The organism is Pseudothauera hydrothermalis, assembly GCF_003345255.1.
GTDB lineage: Bacteria > Pseudomonadota > Gammaproteobacteria > Burkholderiales > Rhodocyclaceae > Pseudothauera > Pseudothauera hydrothermalis.
The window spans coordinates 1,098,549-1,118,994 of the sequence record NZ_CP029331.1; the positions used below are offsets into that span (position 1 = coordinate 1,098,549).

Consider the following 20,446-nt stretch of genomic DNA (forward strand, 5'->3'; position numbering starts at 1 on the left):
GGGACTTTCCTACTGCCCGCGTCCGGCGCGAAAACCGGCTTCGTTCTGGCGGGCGGCCTCCTTGCTCACCCAGGTGAGCAACGGGCCCTGCGGGTTGTCGTGCTGGCTGTGCTCACAGGCTTGCAGGCACTGGCCGCACTGGGTACAGGTGAACATATGGCGTTTGATGTTGCGCGGGTTCAGGCGCATCGGGCAGACCATGTCGCAGGCCGATGCGCGATCCGGCAGGCAGTTGGCACAGTCGCTAGCGCGCCGGCGCTGAAAACCCACCACCATGGCGTCGCGATTGCTCATCCACGCCAGACTCTGGAACAAACCCACCGCGCAGGCAAAGCGACAGAATAGATGCCGGGCGAAGAGGAACTCCATGCTCAGCACGAAGGTGAACACGCCGATGAACAGGGCCTGGTTGCGGGTGAGCGTGCCGCCGAAGAGGTTGCCGTAGATCTCGCCGGGGGGCAGCAGATAGGTGAGGAAGACCACTGCCCAGGTAAAGGCGAACAGCACCGCCGCCGGTACCACCACCAGCCACCAGCGCGCGTCGCGCCGGCGCGGGGTGCCGTCCGGCTCCCAGGGCGGCAGGGTTTCCTTTTCCCACACGCTGGGCTTGCCCGAGGCGCGCAGCATCAGCTTGTTGATGGTCTCGACCACCGAGAAGTGCGGGCACAGCCAGCCGCAGTACAGCCGGCCCCAGCGGTAGGCCACCCAGATGAAGGCGGCGGCGCCGGCGAAGATGGGCAGGAAGAGGCGCAGCAGCACGTTGGCGCCGGCTTCCAGCGCGCCGATGCGCCCGGCCATGAATTCGTCCAGTCCGAGCCGCCATTCCATGCCCAGCAGCCAGGCGTGGCCGGCGTCGAGGTCGTAGCGCAACAGGTCGAAGATGGGGGCGATGATGAACAGCAGGAAGAAGCCCGCCTGGGTGGCGAGGCGCTGCTGCTGCACGCGGTTCAGCCCCAGCCGCCCGGTGGGGGCGGCGGCCTGCACGATGGGGATCACCTTGCGTGGTTTGTCCGATGCCATGACGCGCTCAGTCCTTCAGGCGCGGCCCGAGTACGGGATAGCGGTAGGGGCGTTGCAGGATGGCAGCGTTGAGGCCCATCACCCCGAAGATGATCAGCGCGGCGTGCAGGCAGACGAAATACAGCACGCCGATCACCCAGGACCACGGGTTGTCGAAGCCGCCGAGCAGGAAGACCGCGACCGACAGCCCCACCAGGATGAAACCGCCGTAGATGCTCACGGTGACGGTCTGCTGAAGGTGGTTGCGCACCAGCGGCGAGGGGTGATTGCGCTTGAGCAGCCACAGCAGCATCAGCAGGCCGAAGCCGATCACCGGCAGGATCATCAGGTTGATCAGGAACAGCGCCTCGGCGGCCACGGCCAGCGGCGGGCCGGGCATGTTTTCCTTGAGCAGGTCGGGTTCGGTATGTGGCATCGGTTCGGGTCCGTGGGGCATCAGTGGCCAAAGGTGGCGGAGACCACTTCCATCAGCGCCTCGGCCACCTCGGGGTCGTCGGTGAGGCTTTCCACGATGGCCGCGCGGCAGGCGGTCAGCGGAGTCATGCCGGCACGCACCAGGGTGGCCGCATACACCAGCAGGCGGGTGCTGGCGGCCTCTTCCAGGTCCTGGTCCTTGAGCGCGCGCAGTGCGCGGGCAATATTCACCAAGCGGCGGGCGAGGTCGGCATCGCAGCCGGTTTCACCGCACAAAATGGCCCGCTCGCGCGCCTCGTCCGGAAAATCGAAGCGCAAGGAAACAAAGCGCTGGCGGGTGGAAGGCTTCATGCCCTTGAGCAGGTTTTGATAGCCGGGGTTGTAGGACACCACCAGCATGAACTCGGGCGGCGCGGCAAGCAGTTCGCCAGTGCGCTCGATCGGCAGCAGGCGGCGGTCGTCGGCCAGCGGGTGCAGCACCACGGTGGTGTCCTTGCGCGCCTCGACCACTTCGTCCAGGTAGCAGATGCCGCCTTCGCGTACCGCGCGGGTCAGCGGGCCGTCGCACCAAACGGTCTGGCCGTCGCCGATCAGGTGGCGGCCCACCAGGTCGGCGGCGGTCAGATCATCGTGGCAAGCCACGGTGTATAGCGGCCGCCCCAGGCGGGCGGCCATGTGGGCGACAAAACGGGTCTTGCCGCAGCCGGTCGGACCCTTGATCAGCAGCGGCAGGCGGTTCTTCCAGGCGTGCTCGAAGATTTCGATCTCGTCGCCGGCCGGTTCGTAGAAGGGTATTTCGATATTCGGCGTGGTCAGTTCCATCAGGGTATTCCTTTCCAGTAGGCCAGACCGATCAGCGCGCAGACCAGCGCCAGCCAGCCGAGGGTGATGAGTTTCCACAGCAGCGGCGCGCGGCCGATCGCCATGAAGTCGAGGATGACCGCCGTGCCCTTGAGCAGGGCAATGCCGAGCAGCAGGGTGGCAATCGCCGGGCCGCCGGCGCCGCCTTCGCCCACCGCCCAGGTCAACACGGTGGCGATGATCAGCAATACCCACAGCACGGTGCTGCGGCGGTCGGCGGAGCGGATATCGTGGCGCATGGACAGCCCCTTCAGCGGATGACGTAGACCAGCGGAAAGAGCACCAGCCACACCAGGTCCACCATGTGCCAGTAGGCTGCGCCGCTTTCGAGGCCGTTCAGGTTGTGCGCGTGGTAGCGCCCCTTGCGCGCGTTCACCCACAGCGCGCCGAGGATCACCATGCCGAGGATGACGTGCATGAAGTGAAAGAAGGTCAGCGACAGATAGAACATGTGGAAGGTGCTGCTCGACAAGCTGATGCCGGCCGAGAAGGCGGCAGCGTACTCGGCGGACTTGACCGCCACGAAGCTGCCTGCACAGGCCAGCGCGGCGAGCAACCAGCGCGCGCCCACCGGCGAGCGTCCGGCTTCGGCCGCATGTACCGCGCACACTACGAAGTAGCTGGCGGTGAGCAGCAGCACGGTGTTGATCGCCCCGGTGTTGCGGTTGAGCGCCATCTGTTCGGCGGCGAACAGCTCCGGGTTGTGGGCGCGCGCGAAGGCGTAGGCGATGAAGAACACGCCAAAAGCGAGCAGCTCGGCAAGAATGAAAAACCAGACTGCCAAGTCGCCGGCCAGGCGTGCTGGTTGATGACTGTGCGGCGCGGTGCGCGCGGCAATGGCGGCTGTGGAATCCATGGGCGCATTCTGGTCAAGTCGGCCGGCATTTCACTTGATCGCGGTTAACTTTTGCAGTGGCAGGTTTTCAACCGGCGTGAGTTCTTTCCGATGACGGCCAACCGACGAAAAAAGGGCGGCTTGCGCCGCCCTGTAAGTTCCCTTCCCCTGAGTAGTCCGACGAGGAGGAAGCGGAGAGACACACTCCTCGGGGCGCCCGCGACGGGCGCCCCGTTTGCCCGAGTCAGGCCTTGGCCGGCGCTTCCTCACCCTTGATGAAGAAGCTCGCCAGATAGCACAGCAGACCGATGAAGAACACCACGCCAGTCCATTCGCGCATCCAGTAGAACAGGGAAACCTGCTCCTGAACAGCCATGAAGGACAAAGGGGTGTCGGAGACGCGCTGCAGCCACACTTGCAGGATGCCGGCGGCGGTGAGGAACAGGGTGATGAACACCATGGCGATGGTCATCAGCCAGAAGCTCCACATTTCCAGCACCTGAGCCTTGCGGCTGTTGCAGGCGCGACCGCGCAGGATAGGCATGGCGTAGCTGATGATGGTGATGACCACCATCACGTAAGCCCCATAGAAGGCCATATGGCCGTGCGCCGCGGTGATCTGCGAGCCGTGGGTGTAGTAGTTGACCGGCGCCAGCGTGTGCAAGAAGCCCCAAACGCCTGCGCCCAGGAAGGCCATCACACCGGTACCCAGCGCCCACAGCACGGCCGCCTGGTTGGGGTGTTCGCGGCGACGGCGGTTGACCATGTTGAAGGCGAACACGGTCATGGCAAAGAACGGGATCGGCTCCAGCGCGGAGAAGATCGAACCCCACCACTGCCAGTATTCCGGCGTGCCGATCCAGTAGTAGTGGTGGCCGGTGCCGACGATACCGGTGACCAAGGCCAGGGCGATGATGACGTACAGCCATTTTTCGATCACTTCACGGTCGACCCCGGTGACTTTGATCAGCACGAAGGCAAGCAGCGCAGCCATGATCAGCTCCCATACGCCTTCCACCCACAGGTGCACCACCCACCACCAGTAATACTTGTCCAGCACCAGGTTGGTCGGGTTGTAGAAGGAGAACAGGAAGAAAATCGCCAAGCCCCACAGACCGAGCAGCAGCACGATGTTGATCGCGGTTTTACGCCCTTTCAGCACGGTCATGCTGATATTGAACAAAAAGGCCAGCGCCACCACCACGATACCGACCTTGGTCAGCAAGGGTTGTTCGAGGAACTCGCGCCCCATGGTCGCCAGGATGTCGTTACCAGTGTATTGAGCCAGCGTGGCGTAATCGACCGTCAGATAGCCGACGATAGTGAGCGCGCCGGCCACCAGGAAGACCCAGAACAGCACGAGCGCCAGCTTGGGGCTGAACAGCTCGGTTTCCGACTCTTCGGGCACCAGGTAGTAGGCCGCGCCCATGAAGCCGAACAACAGCCAGACGATCAGCAGGTTGGTGTGGACCATGCGGGCCACGTTGAACGGGATCTCCGGGAACAGGAAGTCCCCGACGACGTACTGCAGGCCCAGGATCAGGCCGAAGATGATCTGCCCCACAAAGAGCCCGATTGCTGCAACGAAGTAGGGCAAGGCGACCGCTTGAGATTGGTATTTCATGACAGCATTCCCCTTGGAGTTTTCGGTTCGCGCATTTCCCTCAGCCCTCGATGTTGGGCGGCCAGTTCTGAGTGTTGATCTCGGAGGTGTACTTCAGAAACTCGACCAGGTTGTTCAGATCTTCCTCCGAGAGGTTGAAGTTGGGCATCTGGCGGCGGCCGGGGGTGCCGGTGGGCTGTGATTGCATCCAAGCCTTGATGAATTCTGGCCCGCGGCGCTTGTAGACGTTGCCCAGCTCGGGGGCATAGTAGGCGCCTTCACCCAGCAGGGTGTGGCAGCCTAAACAGTTGCGCGTCTCCCAGATGTGCTTGCCCGCAGCCACCGCCGGCGTGATGTTGTGCCGGTTGTCGGTCTTGGGCAGGTTCGACGTGGTGTCGAAGGTCAGCGCCAGGAAGAGCAGGAAGAAGAACACTGTCCCGCCGTAGAAGATGTTGCGGGCCATCGCCTTGGTGAAGGTGCCGCTCATGGTTTTCCCCTCATTGTTTCGTGCGTCCGTGTGAGTGTTTTGAACTGGTCAAGCAAACCCGAAGGTCCGGCGCACTGTATTTTTTGAGGGGGTGGGGCTCCATGATTTGAATCAAATCGCTATCCGCGCGTGCTGTGCTCGGCAAAGGCCGTGCACGCGCCAGTCACCGCCGGGCCTTGCGCGCGGCGATGTGCGATCTCCGGCGACGGGAGGAGAGCGGCCCGGCGTCGCGGCCGGGCCGGACAGGGCTACCAGTACTGCAGGGCGTCGCGGAAAAGCGTGGAGAGATGTCCTTCGTCCACCGCCTTCGGCGCGTTGTTCACCAGGCGCTGCTGTGCCCAGGCACCGGCGGTGAGGCTGGGAATGTCGCCTGCGTGGTAGCCCACGCCGCCCACGCCGTTGGGAATGTCGCAGGCCTGCATCAGCGCGATCAGGCGCTGTGCGACGATCTCGCCGGCGTCCGCGGCGGTCGCGCCGCGGGTCTCCGCGCCCAGCCAGCCGGCGGCCTGCAGGTGGCGCTCGGGGCAGGCGTCGGCGGTGAAGCGGAACACCGCCGGGGCATTGACGATGACCGACATGCCGTGCGGCACCATCGGGTGCTCGGGCGGGTAGTCCGGGGCGCGGTAGTCGCGCACCCCGCCGGCCACCGCGTAGGCCATGCCGTGCGGCAGATGCACCCCGGCGTTGCCGAAGGCGATGCCGGCCAGCGTGGCGGCCCACATCATGCCGTTGCGCGCCTCATGGTCGGCCGCGTCGCGCACCGCACGCTCCAGGTACTGGCCGGTGAGCTGCAGGGCCTTCTCGCAGCCGAAATCGCTCCACGGGTTGGCGCCCTGGCTCATCGGCCGCAGGCTGGGGCGCTCGGCTTTGGCACGGCAGGTGTGCGGCAGCGCGGTGTAGCTTTCCAGCGCGTGGGAGAGCACGTCGAAGCCGGAGGCCGCCACCACCGTGCGCGGCAGCGTCCACGTGGTGACGGGGTCGATCAGCGCCAGCGTGGGGCGCAGCAGGCGCGAGACGATGCCGGTCTTCACGCCGCGTGCCACCCAGTCGAAGATGGCGATGCCGGTGCATTCCGCGCCGGTGCCGCTGGTGGTGGGACAGGCGATGTGCGGCTTGAGCGGCCCCGGCACGGCGCGCGCCTCGCCCAGCGGGGCATTCACGTAGGCGGCCAGATCGGCCGGATAGGTGGCGTAGAGGTTGGCCGCCTTGGCGGTGTCGATCACCGAGCCGCCGCCCACCGAGATGAAACCGTCGAAATTCCCCTCGCCGGCGAAGCGCGCGGCGGCGAGGAAGGAGGCGTCGGTCGGTTCGACCTCGACCGCGTCATAAACCACGCAGTCCACGCCCGCGTCGGCGAGCGAGCGGCGGACGATGGCGACATGCTCGCTGGCCGCCAGGCGCGCATCGGTGAACAGCGCGACGCGCTGCAGGCCCAGCCTGAGCGCGTGATCGCCGGCTTCGGCCAGGCAGCCGGGGCCGAAGGTGATGGCCGATACGTCGACCGTGAATGCGGCATCGCCGCCCGGGGCAAGGGCGTAGTGGTGGCAGCAGGACATGGCGTCTCCTCCATGGTGGTCTGGCCGCGCGGCAGCGCCCCTTTGCGGGTTGTCGCGCCGGGCGGCGGGCCGGGTGCGAACGCCGATGATACGCGCGGACCGTCTATCCGCGGGCGCTGGAGGAGAGGTGGCCGGGTCCGCTGCGTCGCAGCTTCAGTCCGCGCAGGTCGCGGTGCAGCCCCCGGCGGCGGTGCAGTCGGCCTGCTCCACTTTGCATTCCACCTTGGTGCGATGGGTCAGCCGGCTGCCGTCGCTGTACTCGCACTCGACCATGGTCAGCTTGCCCTTGCGGTGCACCGTCATGCTGACCGGCGTGGCGCTGCGCAGCGTGGCGGCGGGCTGGTTGCAGGTGAGGTAGCCGGAGAAGGCGCCGTCGGCCGACTCCCACAGCGCGTTGTTCTTGCGCTTGAGGTAGGCCTCGAAGGAGGTGCATACCTCGCCGTCGTTGTCGTAGAGCCGCGCGTTGTCGCTGCAGTAACCGTTGTAGGTGTACTTGAGCTCGGCGTCCGAAGGACAGGTGGCGACCTGCACCGCCGCGGACAGGTCGGGGCAGGAGAGGGGCGCGGCCAGCACGGGGGTGGCCAGGGGGGCTGACAGCAGGAGCAACAGGGTCAGTGTCTTGCGCATGGCGACCTCAGCAGATGATGAAACGGGTCCCCCGGGTGCCGGCGGCATGGGGCGATGCTGGACTTTGCCTTGCTCCGCGGGCGACGTAATTGATGAGCATCATGGTGGCGCGCGCAAGCGGGCGCCGTGTTGCGGCTCAGTCGCCGGTTTCGTCCCCATCCTCGTCTTCCTCCTCGCCGGGCAGGTCGCTGCCTTGGGCGTAGAGCACCGGCAGGCCGGCGGCGCGGGCCTGGCGGGCGAAGTCGTGCAGGGTGGCGAGCGCTTCGGTCAGCCGGCGTTCCGTGCCCGCGGCGGCCTGCCAGCGGGTCGCCGCATCGCCGAGCGCGTCCCCGCCCAGTCCGGCCAGCGCGGCGACCAGCTTGGGGTCCATCTCGGTGACGATCTCGTCCGCGCTGTCGCCGTCGAGCACCAGGCGCGGCGTGTAGCCGCCGGCGAGCAGCATGCCGAGGTGGGCGAGCTCGAAGTCCGACAGGCCTTCGATCCGCACGCGGGCGATGCCGTCGTCCCCGTCGGTGTCGCTGCCGTCGTCGAAGAAGGCGCGCTCGGCGTCGCGGCGCGCGGCAATGGCGATATCCAGCCAGAACATGTTTGTCTCGTCAGTCGGTGAAGTGTTGACGTGGGTGGGTATCCGCAGCGATCAGATCAGCAGGGTGCAACCCAGCCAGGTGATCGCGGCGCTGCGATGCAGGAAGCGGCTTCCGGTGTGGCGATGCACGCTGATCACCAGGAAGAGATTGTAGGGAATCAGCGCCAGATGAAGCAGCAGCCAGACGCCTTCGCCTGCATCCCTGGCGAGCAGGATGAGCGCCAGCACGCCGAAAAAGCTGTTGAGCAGGCTGCCGACGACGGCCATATCCCACCAGAACAACTTGCGCGCTGACGTGTGGCCGTTCCAGCGTGTGCCGAAGAACTGCCGCAACGGGAGCCGTGCCGGCGTCACGGTTGGTCCCCCTTGGTCGCCGGCTTGTCCCGGGCCTGGGCGATGAGCTGCTGCGCCCCGACGCCGGCCATGTCGGACTCCTCGATCCACTCCCGCCACACCGCCATCAGCACCGCCAGCACCACCGGCCCGAGGAAGAGACCGACCAGCCCGAATGCAGCCAGGCCGCCGAGCACGCCGAACATGACCAGCAGGAAGGGGATGCGGGTCGCGCTGCTGATGACAAGCGGTCGGATCAGGTTGTCCACCCAGCTCACCACCAGTGCGCCCCACAGCAGCAGGCCGACCCCGGCGGTGGTCTCGCCGCTGATCAGCAACCAGATGCCCAGCGATCCCCAGGCGAACGGAGTGCCGAAGGGAATCATGGCGATCAATGCAGTGACCGCGCCGAGCAGGACTGGCGCCGGCAGTCCGGCCCACCAGTATCCGAGCCCGGCCACCAGGCCTTGCGCCAGTGCGGTGGCGATCAGCCCCCAGACGACCGCCTTGGTCATGCCGCCCACCGCGTTGAGGTAGGCATCGACCCGCTGGCCGAGAAAGCGGTGCAGCACCACTTCGACCTGGGCCAGCACGCGATCGCCATCGCGATAGAGAAAGAACACTGTGATCAGCGCGAAGCCGAGCTTGGCGGCATTGCGGCCCACGTCGCCGACCAGGGCGACCAACTGATCGCTGCCCTGGCTCACCCATTCGGTCATCTGTGTGCGGAAGGCGTCCGGGTCGCGGGTGAGGTCGTCGATCAAGCTCTGCAGCGTGTCGCCCAGCCAGGGCAATGCGCGGATGAACTCAGGCAGGGCCAGCGAGCCTGACCGGATCTGGGTGGTGACGGTGGAAATGGCCGTGCCGATCTCGGTGCGCAGCAGCAGCCCCATCCAGAGCGCCGGCAGCACGAAGGCGGCGCTCAGCAGCAGGGTCATGGTCAACGCGCTCAGGCCCGGGTGGCGCGGCATGCACGCACGCAGGCGGGCATAGAGCGGCCAGGTGGCAAAGGCGATGATGATGGCCCAGGCTACCGGCACGATGAAAACGTGCAGGACCGCATAGCTGAGCAGCAACAGGCCGCCGAGCAGGAAGCCGAGAATGACCCGGCGGGCGATCTTTTCTGCGACCTGGTCGAGCATGGGCGCTCTCCTGCGCGGGTAGGGGGTCAGCGCGCCGGCGTTGCCGGCGGCGCCAGCGTTTCGTCATCCGGGCTGGCCTCCGGAGCGGGCGCCGGCAACTGGGTGGCCAGCACCTTGTCGATGCGCTTGCCGTCCAGGTCGACCACCTCGAAGCGCCAGTTTTCCCAGGTGGCGATATCGCCGGTGCCGGGCAGGCGGCCGAGCAGCCACATCACCATGCCCGACAGGGTGTGGTAGCGGCCCTTGTCCTCCTCCGGCACGGCCTTGATGCCCAGCCGGTCCTTCAGCTCGACGATCGGAATCAGGCCGTCGAGCAGCCAGGAGCCGTCTTCGCGCTGCACGGCCCAGGCCTCCTCGGTATCGTGCGTCAGGAACTCCCCGGTCACCGATTCGATGACGTCGTGCAGCGTCACCATGCCCTGCACCTCGCCGTATTCATCGATCACGAAGACGATATAAGTGCCGGAGGCGCGGAACTGATCGAGCAGTTCCATGCCGGTGAGCGACTCCGGCACATAGATCGGCGCCTGCAGTTCGTGGGTGAGATCGACCGGATCGCCGCGCAGCATCTGGGCGAAGATCTGCTTGGCGCTGACGATGCCGAGGATGTCGTCGAGTCCTTCCTTGCAGACCGGGAAGCTCGAATGGGCAGCGTTGGCCACCAGGGCCAGGTTCTCTTCCAGCGGACGGGTGATGTCGAGCGAGACGATGTCGGCGCGCGGCACCATCAGCGAACCAATCTGGCGGTCATCGAGACGGAAGACGTTGCGCACCATCTCGTGTTCGCTCTTCTCGATCACGCCGGCTTCCGAACCCTCGTTGAGCAGGGCGTGGATCTCCTCCTCGGTGACGCTGGGGCCGGCGGTCTCGCGCTGCCCCATCAGACGCAGCAGCAGGGCGGTCGAAGCGGCCAGCAGATGAACGAAGGGGCGCGAGGAGACCGCCAGCACGTTCATCGGCCGGGCAACGAGGCGGGCGATGCCCTCCGGGTTGAGTTGGCCGATACGCTTGGGCACCAGTTCGCCGACCACGATGGAGACATAGGTGATGACCACCACGACCAGCACCGTCGAACCGATCTCGCTGACGCGCTGCTCCATGCCCAGGGCCTGCAGCCACTCGGCCAGCGGGCCGGCCAGGGCCGCTTCACCGACGATGCCGTTGAGGATGCCGATCGAGGTGATGCCGATCTGGATGGTGGACAGGAAGCGGGTGGGGTCTTCGCCGAGCTTGATGGCCACCGCCGCGGCACCGTCGCCATCTTCCGCGAGCCGGACAAGCCGGGCGCGCCGGGCGGTCACTAAGGCGATTTCGGACATTGCGAAGACACCGTTGAGCACGATGAGGGCGATCAGCAGGGCTATTTCCATGATGTGGGGTCAGCAGAAGCAAGAATGAGGTCGAGCAGGGGACTGCCCGTAAGCATCATTGTGGACAAGATAAGGCGACGGAGAGCGTGCCTGATGCCGCAGTGGCGGCGTCAGGCGTGCGAGCGCGCGACAGACCCGTTGTCGTTCGACACGTCGGGAGGAACGGGCTGCAAACGTACTGCGGTATCGAGGGCGGTGACCTGGAAGGTCTTCCGGACGACGGCGGCGATCATCGCCCGGGGAGGCGGGCGGGGCGCCCGCAAGGCAGGAAGGACAACTCATAGGGCGGAGTGCATGACACCCCGCGCGACCCTTTATCTGTTGCAATGCAGACGATCATGCCCGATTCGGGTCCGGGTGTCGACGGCCGGCCAGCGCGGGTGTGTTCGCGACGCTTGACTTCGCCGTGGCGTGGCATACACTCGCGCTCCATCAAGGGGAGTAGCTTTTCACGCTGCAGCATCGTCATCACGGTCGGTCCGTCGCCAGACAACCGCCCGGTGCTGCAGGCAACGATCGGTTGGTTCGTTGCAAGCGAGACCTTGCCCAAGGGCAAGGTCCGTGCGCGCAAAACCTGTGCAAGGGGCCGTGTCCTTCGGGAACCGGCCCTTTTTGTTTTTGTGCGGAGCGCGTCTTGGAATCGATCGGTACGTGGTGGATGTGGGCGGTCTTTGCCGCCATCGTGGTGACGATGCTGCTGGTGGATCTGTTCGCCTTCGGCGGCGGCAAACAGCACCGGGTGTCCTTGAAGGAGGCCGCGGGCTGGTCGCTGGCCTGGGTGACGGTGGCGATGCTGTTCGCCGCCGGGTTGTGGTGGTATCTGGACGGCAGCGCCGGGCGTGCGTTCGCCAACGAAAAGACCCTGGCCTTCGTCACCGGCTACCTGGTCGAGAAGTCGCTGGCGGTCGATAACGTCTTCGTGTGGATGATGATCTTCAGCTTCTTCGCGGTGCCGCTGGAGCTGCAGCGCCGGGTGCTGCTGTACGGCATCGTCGGCGCCATCGTGCTGCGCACCATCATGATCTTCGCCGGCAGCTGGCTGATCAGCGAGTTCCACTGGATCCTCTACATCTTCGGCGCCTTCCTGGTGGTCACCGGCATCAAGATGGCGTGGTTCTCCGAGCACGATCCGAACTTGGAGAAAAATCCCCTCATCCGCTGGATCCGCAACCACTACCCGATCACCGAGAAGCTGGAGGGCGAGCGCTTCTTCGTCGTGCGCAACGGGGTGCGGATGATGACCCCGCTCTTCCTCGCCCTGGTGCTGGTCGAAATCTCGGACGTGATCTTCGCGGTCGACAGCATTCCGGCGATCTTCGCGATCACTACCGACCCCTTCATCGTGCTGACTTCGAACCTGTTCGCCATCCTCGGCCTGCGGGCGATGTATTTCCTGCTCGCGGACATGGGCGACCGCTTCGAACTGCTCAAGTACGGTCTGGCTGCGATCCTGGTGTTCATCGGCACCAAGATGCTGATCGTCGACTGGATCAAGATCCCGGTGCTGGTGTCGCTGTCGGTGGTCGCCACCCTCCTTGCCTGCTCGGTGTTCGCCAGCCTGTGGTACTCGGCGCGCAGGGCGAAAGCGCAGGGCTGATCACGGCCATTGCGTGGTGCAGATAGAAGAGACCCGGCAGTGCCGGGCTTCATCCCTTCAACCATCAATCCATTGCCAACATGCTTGAGACCTTGAAACGGATCGTCGAATCCGCCCGCTTTCAGCACTTCATCGTCGCCGTCATCGTCATCAATGCCATTACCCTGGGCCTGGAAACCTCGCCCACGATCATGGCGCAGGCAGGCGGGCTGTTGCTGGCGCTGGATCGTGCGGCGCTGATCGTGTTCGTGGTGGAGATCGCCATGAAACTGATCGTCTATCGCTTCGGCTTCTTCCGCAGCGGCTGGAACGTGTTCGATTTCACCATCGTGGCGATTACCCTTGCGCCGGTCGGCGAGGGTTTTGCGGTGCTGCGCTCGCTGCGCATCCTGCGCGCCCTGCGTCTGGTATCGGTCATCCCGTCGATGCGCAAGGTGGTGAGCGCGCTGTTGCGCGCGATCCCCGGCATGGGCTCTGTCGTCACCTTGTTGCTGCTGGTGTTCTATGTCGCTGCGGTGATGACCACCAAGCTGTTCGGGAGCGACTTCCCGGAATGGTTCGGCAGCATCGGGGCGTCCTTCTACACCTTGTTCCAGGTGATGACCCTGGAGTCATGGTCCATGGGTATTGCACGCCCGGTGATGGAGGCTCATCCCTTTGCCTGGGTGTTCTTTGTCGCCTTCATCCTGCTGACGACCTTCGCGGTGCTGAATCTCTTCATCGCCATCGTTGTGGACGCGATGAGCGAGGTGGAGCACGAAGAACAGGCGAAGACACGCGACCTGGTCGATGTCGATCACAACGAAGTGCTCACCGAACTCAGGGCGCTGCGTGCCGAGCTGGCGGCGCTGCGGCAGGAGCAGGCGGTCGCCCGGCACGCGACAATGTGAGCCGGCAGCACAATGAAAAACGCCCGGCTGTTGCCGGGCGTCGGGTGCCAAGGGGGTGAGGTGTCAGGCCGCGGCAACCGGGATCTTGCCGATCTTGGCCTGCCATTCCTTCGGGCCGGTGTTGTGCACGCTGGTGCCGGTGGAGTCGACCGCCACGGTCACCGGCATGTCCTGCACGGTGAATTCGTAGATCGCTTCCATGCCCAGGTCCTCGAAGCCGACCACCTTGGCCTCCTTGATCGCCTTGGACACCAGGTAGGCCGAGCCGCCCACCGCCATCAGGTAGGCGGATTTGTTGTCACGAATGGCCTCGATGGCCGCAGGGCCGCGCTCGGCTTTGCCTACCATGGCAATCAGGCCGGTTTGTTCCAGCATCATGCGGGTGAATTTATCCATGCGGGTGGCAGTGGTCGGTCCCGCGGGGCCGACCACTTCATCGCGCACCGGGTCGACCGGACCAACGTAGTAGATCACCCGGTTGGTGAAATCCACCGGCAATTTTTCGCCGCGCGCCAGCATGTCCTGGATGCGCTTGTGCGCTGCGTCGCGACCGGTGAGCATCTTGCCGTTCAATAGCAGAATCTGCCCCGGTTTCCAGGAGGCCACTTGCTCGCGGGTCAAGGTATCCAGATTCACCCGGGTTGCCACCTGGGTGTCGGCCTTCCAGGTGACTTGTGGCCAGTCCTCCAGTTTGGGCGGCACCAGCTTGGCCGGACCGGAACCGTCCAGATGGAAATGCACATGGCGGGTGGCCGCACAGTTGGGGATCATGGCCACCGGCAGGCTGGCTGCGTGGGTCGGGTAGTCCAAAATCTTGACATCCAGTACGGTGGTCAGCCCGCCCAGACCCTGTGCGCCGATGCCCAGGGCGTTGACCTTTTCCATCAGCTCCAGGCGTAGCTCTTCGATGCGGGAAAGCGTTGCACCCGAGGCGGCCTTGGCGCGCAGCGTATGGATGTCGACCGGGGCCATCAAGGACTCTTTGGCCAGCAGCATGGCTTTTTCCGGCGTGCCGCCGATGCCGATGCCCAGAATGCCCGGCGGACACCAGCCGGCACCCATGGTGGGTACGGTTTTGAGCACCCAGTCCACGATGGAGTCCGACGGGTTGAGCATGACCATTTTGGACTTGTTCTCCGAGCCGCCGCCTTTGGCCGCACAGATGACTTCCACGTGATCGCCGGGAACAATTTCGTAATGGATCACCGCCGGGGTGTTGTCGCGCGAATTCTTGCGCGCGCCGGCCGGATCGAGCAGCACCGAGGCGCGTAATTTATTGTCCGGGTGGGTGTAGGCGCGGCGCACGCCTTCATTGACCATCTCCTGAACGCTCATCGTCGCCTCCCAGCGCACGTTCATACCCACTTTGAGAAACACCACGGCAATGCCGGTGTCCTGACAGATGGGACGGTGGCCTTCGGCACACATGCGCGAGTTGGTCAGAATCTGTGCGATGGCGTCCTTGGCCGCCGGGCTTTCCTCGCGTTCATAGGCCTCACCCAGCGCTTGGATGTAATCCAGCGGGTGGTAATAACTGATGTACTGGAAGGCATCCGCGACGGACTGGATCAGGTCTTCTTCGCGAATCACGGTCATGGCGAGGTTCTCCGTAGGTTAAGGACGAGTCCGGCCCCTGGCGGGGCATATCGAAGGCTGCGATTCTAGCATCCGGGGTCGGTTGCGCCGGGGCGCGGCTTGGGTGAGACGGCGCTGTAAGTCGTGTGTAAGATAGATATCCTTAAATACTGCGCAATTTGCGGTGACTGACAAAGATCAGCCCGGCGCGGGCGTCGATCGAAGTGGCCGATCCGGTAACCCGTCGGCCTGGCAGCCGGATTCAACCTGTTAAAACGGTTAGGAGAGGAAAGCATGTCCAACGAGCAGCAAACCCGCGTGTATCACCCGTCTGCAGAAGTGGTGAAGAACGCCGCGGTCTCTGGTATGGATGCCTACCTGGCGTTGTGCAAGGAAGCCGAGCAGGATTACGAAGGATACTGGGCCCGCCATGCGCGTGAGCTGTTGGACTGGAAGGTACCGTTTACCCAGGTGCTCGACGAGAGCAATGCGCCGTTTTTCAAATGGTTTGCCGACGGCAAGCTGAACGCTTCTTACAACTGCCTGGACCGGAATGTCGCAAACGGACTGGGCGACAAGGTTGCCATCATCTTCGAGGCCGACGGTGGCGAAGTCACCCGGGTGAGCTATCGGGAGTTGCTCGCCCGTGTGTGCCGTCTGGCCAACGCACTGCGTGGCATGGGCGTCAAGAAGGGTGACCGGGTCATCATTTATTTGCCGATGTCGATCGAAGGCATCGTTGCCATGCAGGCTTGCGCGCGGATCGGCGCTACCCATTCGGTGGTGTTCGGCGGCTTCTCCGCCCAGGCGCTGCGTGACCGCATTCATGACACCCAGGCGTCGGTGGTCATTACCGCCGACGGCCAGTTCCGCGGTGGCAAGGCGCTGCCGCTCAAGTCGATCGCCGATGAGGCCATCGCGCTGGGCGGCTGCGAGGCGGTCAAGCATGTGGTGGTGGTCAAGCGCACCGGCGGTGAGGTGAACATGGTCGCCGGTCGTGACCAGTGGTATGCCGATCTGGTGGCCAACCAGCCCGACACCTGCGAGCCTGAGTGGGTCGAGGCCGAGCATCCGCTGTTTTTGCTCTACACCTCCGGTTCTACCGGCAAGCCCAAGGGTGTTCAGCACTCCACCGGCGGTTATCTGCTGCATGCGGTGCTGACCATGAAGTACACCTTCGATATCAAACCCACCGACGTGTTCTGGTGCACCGCCGACATCGGTTGGGTGACCGGCCATACCTATATTGCCTACGGCCCCTTGGCCTGCGGCGCTACCGAAGTGGTGTTCGAAGGCGTGCCGACCTATCCGGATGCCGGCCGCTTCTGGAAGATGATCCAGGACCACAAGGTCACCATCTTCTACACCGCGCCCACCGCCATCCGTTCGCTGATCAAGGCGGCCGACAACAATCCGGCGGTGCATCCGAAAAATTACGATCTCTCCAGTCTGCGCATCCTCGGCTCGGTGGGCGAACCCATCAACCCGGCCGCATGGGAGTGGTACTACGAAAACGTCGGCGGCTCGCGCTGCCCGATCGTCGACACCTTCTGGCAGACCGAAACCGGCGGTCACATGATCACGCCGCTGCCGGGTGTCACCCCGCTGGTGCCGGGTTCTTGCACCTTGCCTTTCCCCGGCATCATGGCTGCGGTGGTCGACGAAACCGGCACCGAAGTGCCCAACGGCCAGGGCGGCATCCTGGTCATCAAGCGTCCGTGGCCGTCGATGATCCGCACCGTTTGGGGCGATGACGAGCGCTTCAAAAAGTCCTATTACCCGGATGATTTCAAAGGCAAGCTGTATTTGGCTGGCGACGGCGCCATCCGTGACAAGGACACTGGTTATTTCACCATTACCGGCCGCATCGACGACGTGCTGAACGTCTCCGGCCACCGCATGGGAACGATGGAAATCGAATCCGCGCTGGTGGCGCATGAGAAGGTGGCCGAGGCGGCCGTGGTGGGGCGTCCGGACGATGTCACTGGCGAGGCCATCGTAGCCTTCGTGGTGCTCAAAGGCCCGCGTCCGACCGGCGATGAGGCCAAGGCCGTGGTCAAGGAATTGCAAAACTGGGTCGCCCATGAAATCGGCCCGATCGCCAAGCCCAAGGACATCCGCTTTGGCGAAAACCTGCCCAAGACCCGTTCGGGCAAGATCATGCGACGCCTGCTGCGGCAGCTGGCCAAGGGTGAGGAGATTACCCAGGATACGTCGACCCTCGAGAATCCGGCGATCCTGGAACAGCTCAAGCAATCCGCCTGAGAGCGGATGGTACGGTGACCGGCCCGCCAGAGGCCGGCCCGGTCGAACAATGAGGCAAGCCGGCATGACCGGCACGGGGAGGAGGAGAAAGGCGCGCCGTAAGATGCGCCTTTTTTTCTCGACGCGCGCTGCGTGTAGCGGTCGGGGCAGGCTGTGGGCGGCGGCTATAATCGAAAACGACTCACCCATCGACAGGCGGTTTGGCAGTCGCGTCGCCTAAAGTGCCCGGGGGGCGCCGGGTGCTGCACCAGAGGCGACGCAAGGGACCGTGCTCATGGAGGCGCAGGATGCGCAAAGGACTCGCAGGGCAGCGGCTGGTGGTGGTGTTTCTGGCCGGCGTTTTGCTGCTGAATTATCCGGTGCTCACCCTCTTTGACCGACCGGAGATGGCGTTTGGTTTTCCGCTGCTGTATGTCTTCGTTTTCGCGGTCTGGGCGGCGCTGATCGGGTTGATCGCCTGGATCGCGGAGCGGGGCGCGCGCTGAAAAGGTCACGGAATGTTCTCTGACGCTTCGATCGTCAGCGTGTCATTCGCCTATTTGCTGTTGCTTTTTGCCGTGGCCTACTACGGCGACCGGCGTGCCGACCGGGGGTGCTCGATCATCGCCAACCCGTGGACCTATGCGCTATCGCTGGCGGTGTATTGCACCGCGTGGACGTATTTCGGCAGCGTCGGGCGGGCGGCTTCGGGCGGGGTATGGTTTCTGCCCATTTACCTTGGGCCGACGCTGGGTTTTGCGCTGTCCTGGCTGATCATCCTCAAGATGATCCGCATCGCCAAAACTTACCGCATCACCTCGATCGCCGACTTCATCGCCTCGCGCTATGGCAAAAGCCACCTGCTCGGCGGCTTGGTGTCGATCATCGCGGTCATTGGCACCGTGCCTTATATTGCCTTGCAGTTGAAGGCTATTTCCAGCGGTTACGCGCTACTGATCGGCGAGCACGACACTGTCTACCGTGCGCTGCACACCGGTAGTTGGTTGCAGGACAGCACGCTTTATATTGCCCTGGTGCTGGCGGTATTCACCGTGCTCTTCGGAACCCGTCACCTGGACGCCACCGAGCGCCACGAGGGCATGGTGGCGGCCATCGCCTTCGAATCCGTGGTCAAGCTGGTGGCCTTTCTGGCGGTTGGCCTGTTCGTCACTTACGGGCTGTTCGACGGATTTGGCGATATTTTCGCGCGCGCTTTCGCCGATCCCGAACTGGCCGGGCTGTTTACCCTGGCCGGTGCCGACCGTGGCTACGGCGGGTGGTTTGCGCTCACCTTGCTGGCTATGCTGTCGGTGATTTTCCTGCCTCGCCAGTTTCAGGTCACCGTGGTGGAGAACGTCAATGAGCAGCACTTGCGCCGCGCCACCTGGGTTTTTCCGGCCTATTTGCTGGCGATCAATATCTTTGTGCTGCCGATCGCGCTTGCCGGTCTGTTGTTGTTTGGGCAAGGCACGGTGGACCCGGATACCTTCGTGCTCACCCTGCCGCTCGCTCATGGCCAACAGTGGCTTGCGCTGCTTGCCTTCGTTGGCGGACTGTCGGCCGCCACCGGTATGGTCATTGTGGAAACCATCGCGTTGTCGACCATGGTGTGCAATGACCTGGTGATGCCGCTGTTGCTGCGCCTGCGGCGCTTCAAGCAGGCCGCCGATCCGGATTTGACCGGCCTTTTGCTGGCGATCCGCCGCGGTGCCATCCTGGTGGTGCTGCTGCTTGGCTACCTCTACTTCCGGCTGGCGGGCGAAGCCTATGCGCTGGTGGCCATCGGCCTGATCAGCTTTGCTGCGGTGGCGCAGTTCGCCCCGGCCATGTTGGGCGGTATGTACTGGCGCGGTGGTACCCGTGAGGGCGCGCTGGCGGGACTGGCCGCAGGCTTCCTGCTGTGGGCCTACACCCTGCTGCTGCCGTCCTTTGCCAAATCCGGCTGGTTGGATCCGGATTTTTTGGAGCACGGACTGTTTGGGCTTGCCTGGCTCAAGCCTGAGCAGCTTTTTGGCCTGCAAGGTCTGGATAACATCAGCCATGCGCTGTTCTGGAGCATGGTGGGCAATATCGGCTGTTACCTGTTGGTGTCGGTGCTGCGCCCACCCACCGCTCAGGAGGCCAGCCAAGCGACGCTGTTCGTCGATGTGTTTCGGCGTGCTCAGGTCGGCATGCCGGCAGCTTCTTTCTGGCGGGGCGGCGCGCAGGTCTCCGACCTGCTGCCGCTGGTGGCGCGCTTTCTCGGTAACCGCCGGGCGATGGAAGCCTTTGCTGACTACGCGCGTCGCCGCGGGGTGGCGCGGGTGGAAGAGCTCAAGGCCGATGCCGGTCTGGTGCATTTTGCCGAAACGCTGCTCGCCGGTGCCATCGGCAGCGCCTCGGCGCGGGCGATGGTTTCATCGGTGGCGCAGGAAGAGCCGCTGGGGCTCGATGAGGTGATGAATATCCTCGACGAAGCCTCCCAGGTGCGGGCCTACTCGCATCAGTTGGAGGAAAAATCCCGTGCGTTGGAGGCCGCCACCCGCGAGTTGCGCGAGGCCAACGAGCGCCTCAAGGAGCTCGATCGCCTCAAGGACGACTTCATGTCCTCGGTCACCCATGAACTGCGCACGCCATTGACTTCGATCCGCGCGTTTTCCGAAATGCTGCTCGACGACCCCAAGATCGATTTGGCCGAGCGTAAGCGTTTTCTGGGCATCATCGTGTCCGAAACCGAGCGTCTGACCCGTTTGGTCAATCAGGTGCTGGACATGGCCAAGATTGAATCGGGCCATGCCGAATGGCATAACACCGAGATCGACATGCGCGAATTGGTGACGCATGCGGTCAATACTACCGCCCAGCTATTTCGTGATCGTGGCGCTACCGTGGAGCTTTGTTTGCCGGACGAGGTGCCACGGGTACGCGCGGATCACGACCGCATGGTGCAGGTCATGCTCAATTTGCTGTCCAATGCGGCCAAGTTCGTACCGGTGGGCCAGGGGCGGGTGAGAGTGACGCTATCGTTGAGCGGCGACGCGCTGCGGGTGGATGTGGCCGACAATGGGCCGGGCATTCCGCCTGCGTTGCAACCGGTGATCTTCGAGCGCTTCCGCCAGGGCGGCGACCAGGGTTCGCGTCCGCAGGGCACCGGTCTGGGCTTGCCGATCAGCAAGCAGATCGTAGAACACTTTGGCGGGCGGCTATGGGTCAGTTCGGCGCCGGGCGAAGGGGCGACTTTTTCCTTTGTTTTGCCTTTGAATGGCGCCGCTGCACAATCGGCCGCATCAGCGCACAATGAAATAGAATAACGAGCGGGAGTGAGGC

General features: G+C 64.3%; 19 protein-coding genes. 5 read left to right on the top strand and 14 right to left on the bottom strand.

Going from position 1 to position 20,446, the window contains the following annotated elements; translation table 11 throughout:
• Positions 1–9: 9 nt before the first annotated feature.
• The 13 genes from DIE29_RS05365 to DIE29_RS05425 all read right to left on the bottom strand — a co-directional run bounded on the left by DIE29_RS05365 (position 10) and on the right by DIE29_RS05425 (position 10,834).
• On the bottom strand, positions 10–1,020 hold the full coding sequence (locus DIE29_RS05365) for a 4Fe-4S binding protein (protein WP_114649416.1): 1,011 nt from the start codon (positions 1,018–1,020) through the stop codon (positions 10–12).
• Between the two features lie 7 nt (positions 1,021–1,027).
• A complete protein-coding gene (locus tag DIE29_RS05370) occupies positions 1,028–1,435 on the bottom strand; it encodes a magnetosome magnetite crystal formation protein family (RefSeq protein WP_114650270.1) in 408 nt (135 codons plus the stop codon).
• A gap of 20 nt (positions 1,436–1,455) precedes the next feature.
• Positions 1,456–2,256: a CbbQ/NirQ/NorQ/GpvN family protein gene (locus tag DIE29_RS05375; protein ID WP_114649417.1), complete on the bottom strand. Its 801-nt coding sequence runs from the start codon at positions 2,254–2,256 to the stop codon at positions 1,456–1,458.
• Positions 2,256–2,534: a cytochrome C oxidase subunit IV family protein gene (locus tag DIE29_RS05380; RefSeq protein ID WP_102042054.1), complete on the bottom strand. Its 279-nt coding sequence runs from the start codon at positions 2,532–2,534 to the stop codon at positions 2,256–2,258. Before DIE29_RS05380 ends, DIE29_RS05375 begins: the two co-directional genes overlap by 1 nt.
• 11 nt (positions 2,535–2,545) lie before the next feature.
• On the bottom strand, positions 2,546–3,151 hold the full coding sequence (locus DIE29_RS05385) for a cytochrome c oxidase subunit 3 family protein (protein WP_114649418.1): 606 nt from the start codon (positions 3,149–3,151) through the stop codon (positions 2,546–2,548).
• Between the two features lie 223 nt (positions 3,152–3,374).
• On the bottom strand, positions 3,375–4,754 hold the full coding sequence (locus tag DIE29_RS05390; RefSeq protein ID WP_114649419.1) for a cbb3-type cytochrome c oxidase subunit I: 1,380 nt from the start codon (positions 4,752–4,754) through the stop codon (positions 3,375–3,377).
• A 40-nt stretch (positions 4,755–4,794) separates the two neighbouring features.
• Positions 4,795–5,220, bottom strand: a complete 426-nt coding sequence (locus DIE29_RS05395) for a c-type cytochrome (protein WP_114649420.1) — start codon at positions 5,218–5,220, stop codon at positions 4,795–4,797.
• A gap of 248 nt (positions 5,221–5,468) precedes the next feature.
• A complete protein-coding gene (locus DIE29_RS05400) occupies positions 5,469–6,776 on the bottom strand; it encodes a hydroxyacid-oxoacid transhydrogenase (protein WP_114649421.1) in 1,308 nt (435 codons plus the stop codon).
• Between the two features lie 153 nt (positions 6,777–6,929).
• The gene (locus tag DIE29_RS05405; protein WP_108080311.1) at positions 6,930–7,403 is read right to left on the bottom strand and encodes a hypothetical protein; all 474 of its coding nucleotides are present in this window, start codon (positions 7,401–7,403) and stop codon (positions 6,930–6,932) included.
• Between the two features lie 136 nt (positions 7,404–7,539).
• Positions 7,540–7,989: a hypothetical protein gene (locus DIE29_RS05410; RefSeq protein WP_108080310.1), complete on the bottom strand. Its 450-nt coding sequence runs from the start codon at positions 7,987–7,989 to the stop codon at positions 7,540–7,542.
• Between the two features lie 51 nt (positions 7,990–8,040).
• A complete protein-coding gene (locus DIE29_RS05415; protein WP_159074627.1) occupies positions 8,041–8,343 on the bottom strand; it encodes a hypothetical protein in 303 nt (100 codons plus the stop codon).
• On the bottom strand, positions 8,340–9,464 hold the full coding sequence (locus tag DIE29_RS05420) for an AI-2E family transporter (RefSeq protein WP_114649422.1): 1,125 nt from the start codon (positions 9,462–9,464) through the stop codon (positions 8,340–8,342). The genes DIE29_RS05415 and DIE29_RS05420 overlap by 4 nt, the downstream gene beginning before the upstream one ends.
• Positions 9,465–9,490: 26 nt before the next feature.
• Positions 9,491–10,834 carry a hemolysin family protein gene (locus DIE29_RS05425; RefSeq protein ID WP_108080307.1) on the bottom strand — a complete coding sequence of 448 codons (1,344 nt, stop codon included), beginning with the start codon at positions 10,832–10,834 and terminating at the stop codon, positions 9,491–9,493.
• Between the two features lie 634 nt (positions 10,835–11,468).
• Here DIE29_RS05425 and DIE29_RS05430 point away from each other — a divergent pair.
• Together DIE29_RS05430 and DIE29_RS05435 are read left to right on the top strand one after the other, a co-directional pair.
• Positions 11,469–12,431: a TerC family protein gene (locus DIE29_RS05430; RefSeq protein ID WP_108080306.1), complete on the top strand. Its 963-nt coding sequence runs from the start codon at positions 11,469–11,471 to the stop codon at positions 12,429–12,431.
• 80 nt (positions 12,432–12,511) lie between these two features.
• The gene (locus DIE29_RS05435; RefSeq protein WP_114649423.1) at positions 12,512–13,321 is read left to right on the top strand and encodes an ion transporter; all 810 of its coding nucleotides are present in this window, start codon (positions 12,512–12,514) and stop codon (positions 13,319–13,321) included.
• A gap of 63 nt (positions 13,322–13,384) precedes the next feature.
• Here the strand turns inward: DIE29_RS05435 and DIE29_RS05440 are convergent, their stop codons facing one another.
• Positions 13,385–14,917, bottom strand: coding sequence for a fumarate hydratase (locus tag DIE29_RS05440; RefSeq protein ID WP_114649424.1), 1,533 nt, complete (start codon positions 14,915–14,917; stop codon positions 13,385–13,387).
• Between the two features lie 273 nt (positions 14,918–15,190).
• Between DIE29_RS05440 and acs the strand changes: the two genes are divergently transcribed.
• The 3 genes from acs (at position 15,191) to DIE29_RS05455 (ending at position 20,430) form a co-directional block, all read left to right on the top strand.
• Positions 15,191–17,161, top strand: a complete 1,971-nt coding sequence (gene acs, locus DIE29_RS05445; protein ID WP_102042047.1) for an acetate--CoA ligase — start codon at positions 15,191–15,193, stop codon at positions 17,159–17,161.
• A gap of 287 nt (positions 17,162–17,448) precedes the next feature.
• Positions 17,449–17,646, top strand: a complete 198-nt coding sequence (locus DIE29_RS05450) for a hypothetical protein (protein ID WP_102042046.1) — start codon at positions 17,449–17,451, stop codon at positions 17,644–17,646.
• A 12-nt stretch (positions 17,647–17,658) separates the two neighbouring features.
• Positions 17,659–20,430, top strand: coding sequence for a sensor histidine kinase (locus tag DIE29_RS05455; RefSeq protein ID WP_102042045.1), 2,772 nt, complete (start codon positions 17,659–17,661; stop codon positions 20,428–20,430).
• Positions 20,431–20,446: the final 16 nt, after the last annotated feature.

What these genes read in the sequence shown, in the direction of transcription:
- DIE29_RS05365 (WP_114649416.1), bottom strand. Translation starts at nt 1,020, where the DNA reads ATGGCATCGGACAAACCACGCAAGGTGATCCCCATCGTGCAGGCCGCC.
- DIE29_RS05370 (WP_114650270.1), bottom strand. Translation starts at nt 1,435, where the DNA reads ATGCCACATACCGAACCCGACCTGCTCAAGGAAAACATGCCCGGCCCG.
- DIE29_RS05375 (WP_114649417.1), bottom strand. Translation starts at nt 2,256, where the DNA reads ATGGAACTGACCACGCCGAATATCGAAATACCCTTCTACGAACCGGCC.
- DIE29_RS05380 (WP_102042054.1), bottom strand. Translation starts at nt 2,534, where the DNA reads ATGCGCCACGATATCCGCTCCGCCGACCGCCGCAGCACCGTGCTGTGG.
- DIE29_RS05385 (WP_114649418.1), bottom strand. Translation starts at nt 3,151, where the DNA reads ATGGATTCCACAGCCGCCATTGCCGCGCGCACCGCGCCGCACAGTCAT.
- DIE29_RS05390 (WP_114649419.1), bottom strand. Translation starts at nt 4,754, where the DNA reads ATGAAATACCAATCTCAAGCGGTCGCCTTGCCCTACTTCGTTGCAGCA.
- DIE29_RS05395 (WP_114649420.1), bottom strand. Translation starts at nt 5,220, where the DNA reads ATGAGCGGCACCTTCACCAAGGCGATGGCCCGCAACATCTTCTACGGC.
- DIE29_RS05400 (WP_114649421.1), bottom strand. Translation starts at nt 6,776, where the DNA reads ATGTCCTGCTGCCACCACTACGCCCTTGCCCCGGGCGGCGATGCCGCA.
- DIE29_RS05405 (WP_108080311.1), bottom strand. Translation starts at nt 7,403, where the DNA reads ATGCGCAAGACACTGACCCTGTTGCTCCTGCTGTCAGCCCCCCTGGCC.
- DIE29_RS05410 (WP_108080310.1), bottom strand. Translation starts at nt 7,989, where the DNA reads ATGTTCTGGCTGGATATCGCCATTGCCGCGCGCCGCGACGCCGAGCGC.
- DIE29_RS05420 (WP_114649422.1), bottom strand. Translation starts at nt 9,464, where the DNA reads ATGCTCGACCAGGTCGCAGAAAAGATCGCCCGCCGGGTCATTCTCGGC.
- DIE29_RS05425 (WP_108080307.1), bottom strand. Translation starts at nt 10,834, where the DNA reads ATGGAAATAGCCCTGCTGATCGCCCTCATCGTGCTCAACGGTGTCTTC.
- DIE29_RS05435 (WP_114649423.1), top strand. Translation starts at nt 12,512, where the DNA reads ATGCTTGAGACCTTGAAACGGATCGTCGAATCCGCCCGCTTTCAGCAC.
- DIE29_RS05440 (WP_114649424.1), bottom strand. Translation starts at nt 14,917, where the DNA reads ATGACCGTGATTCGCGAAGAAGACCTGATCCAGTCCGTCGCGGATGCC.
- acs (WP_102042047.1), top strand. Translation starts at nt 15,191, where the DNA reads ATGTCCAACGAGCAGCAAACCCGCGTGTATCACCCGTCTGCAGAAGTG.
- DIE29_RS05450 (WP_102042046.1), top strand. Translation starts at nt 17,449, where the DNA reads ATGCGCAAAGGACTCGCAGGGCAGCGGCTGGTGGTGGTGTTTCTGGCC.
- DIE29_RS05455 (WP_102042045.1), top strand. Translation starts at nt 17,659, where the DNA reads ATGTTCTCTGACGCTTCGATCGTCAGCGTGTCATTCGCCTATTTGCTG.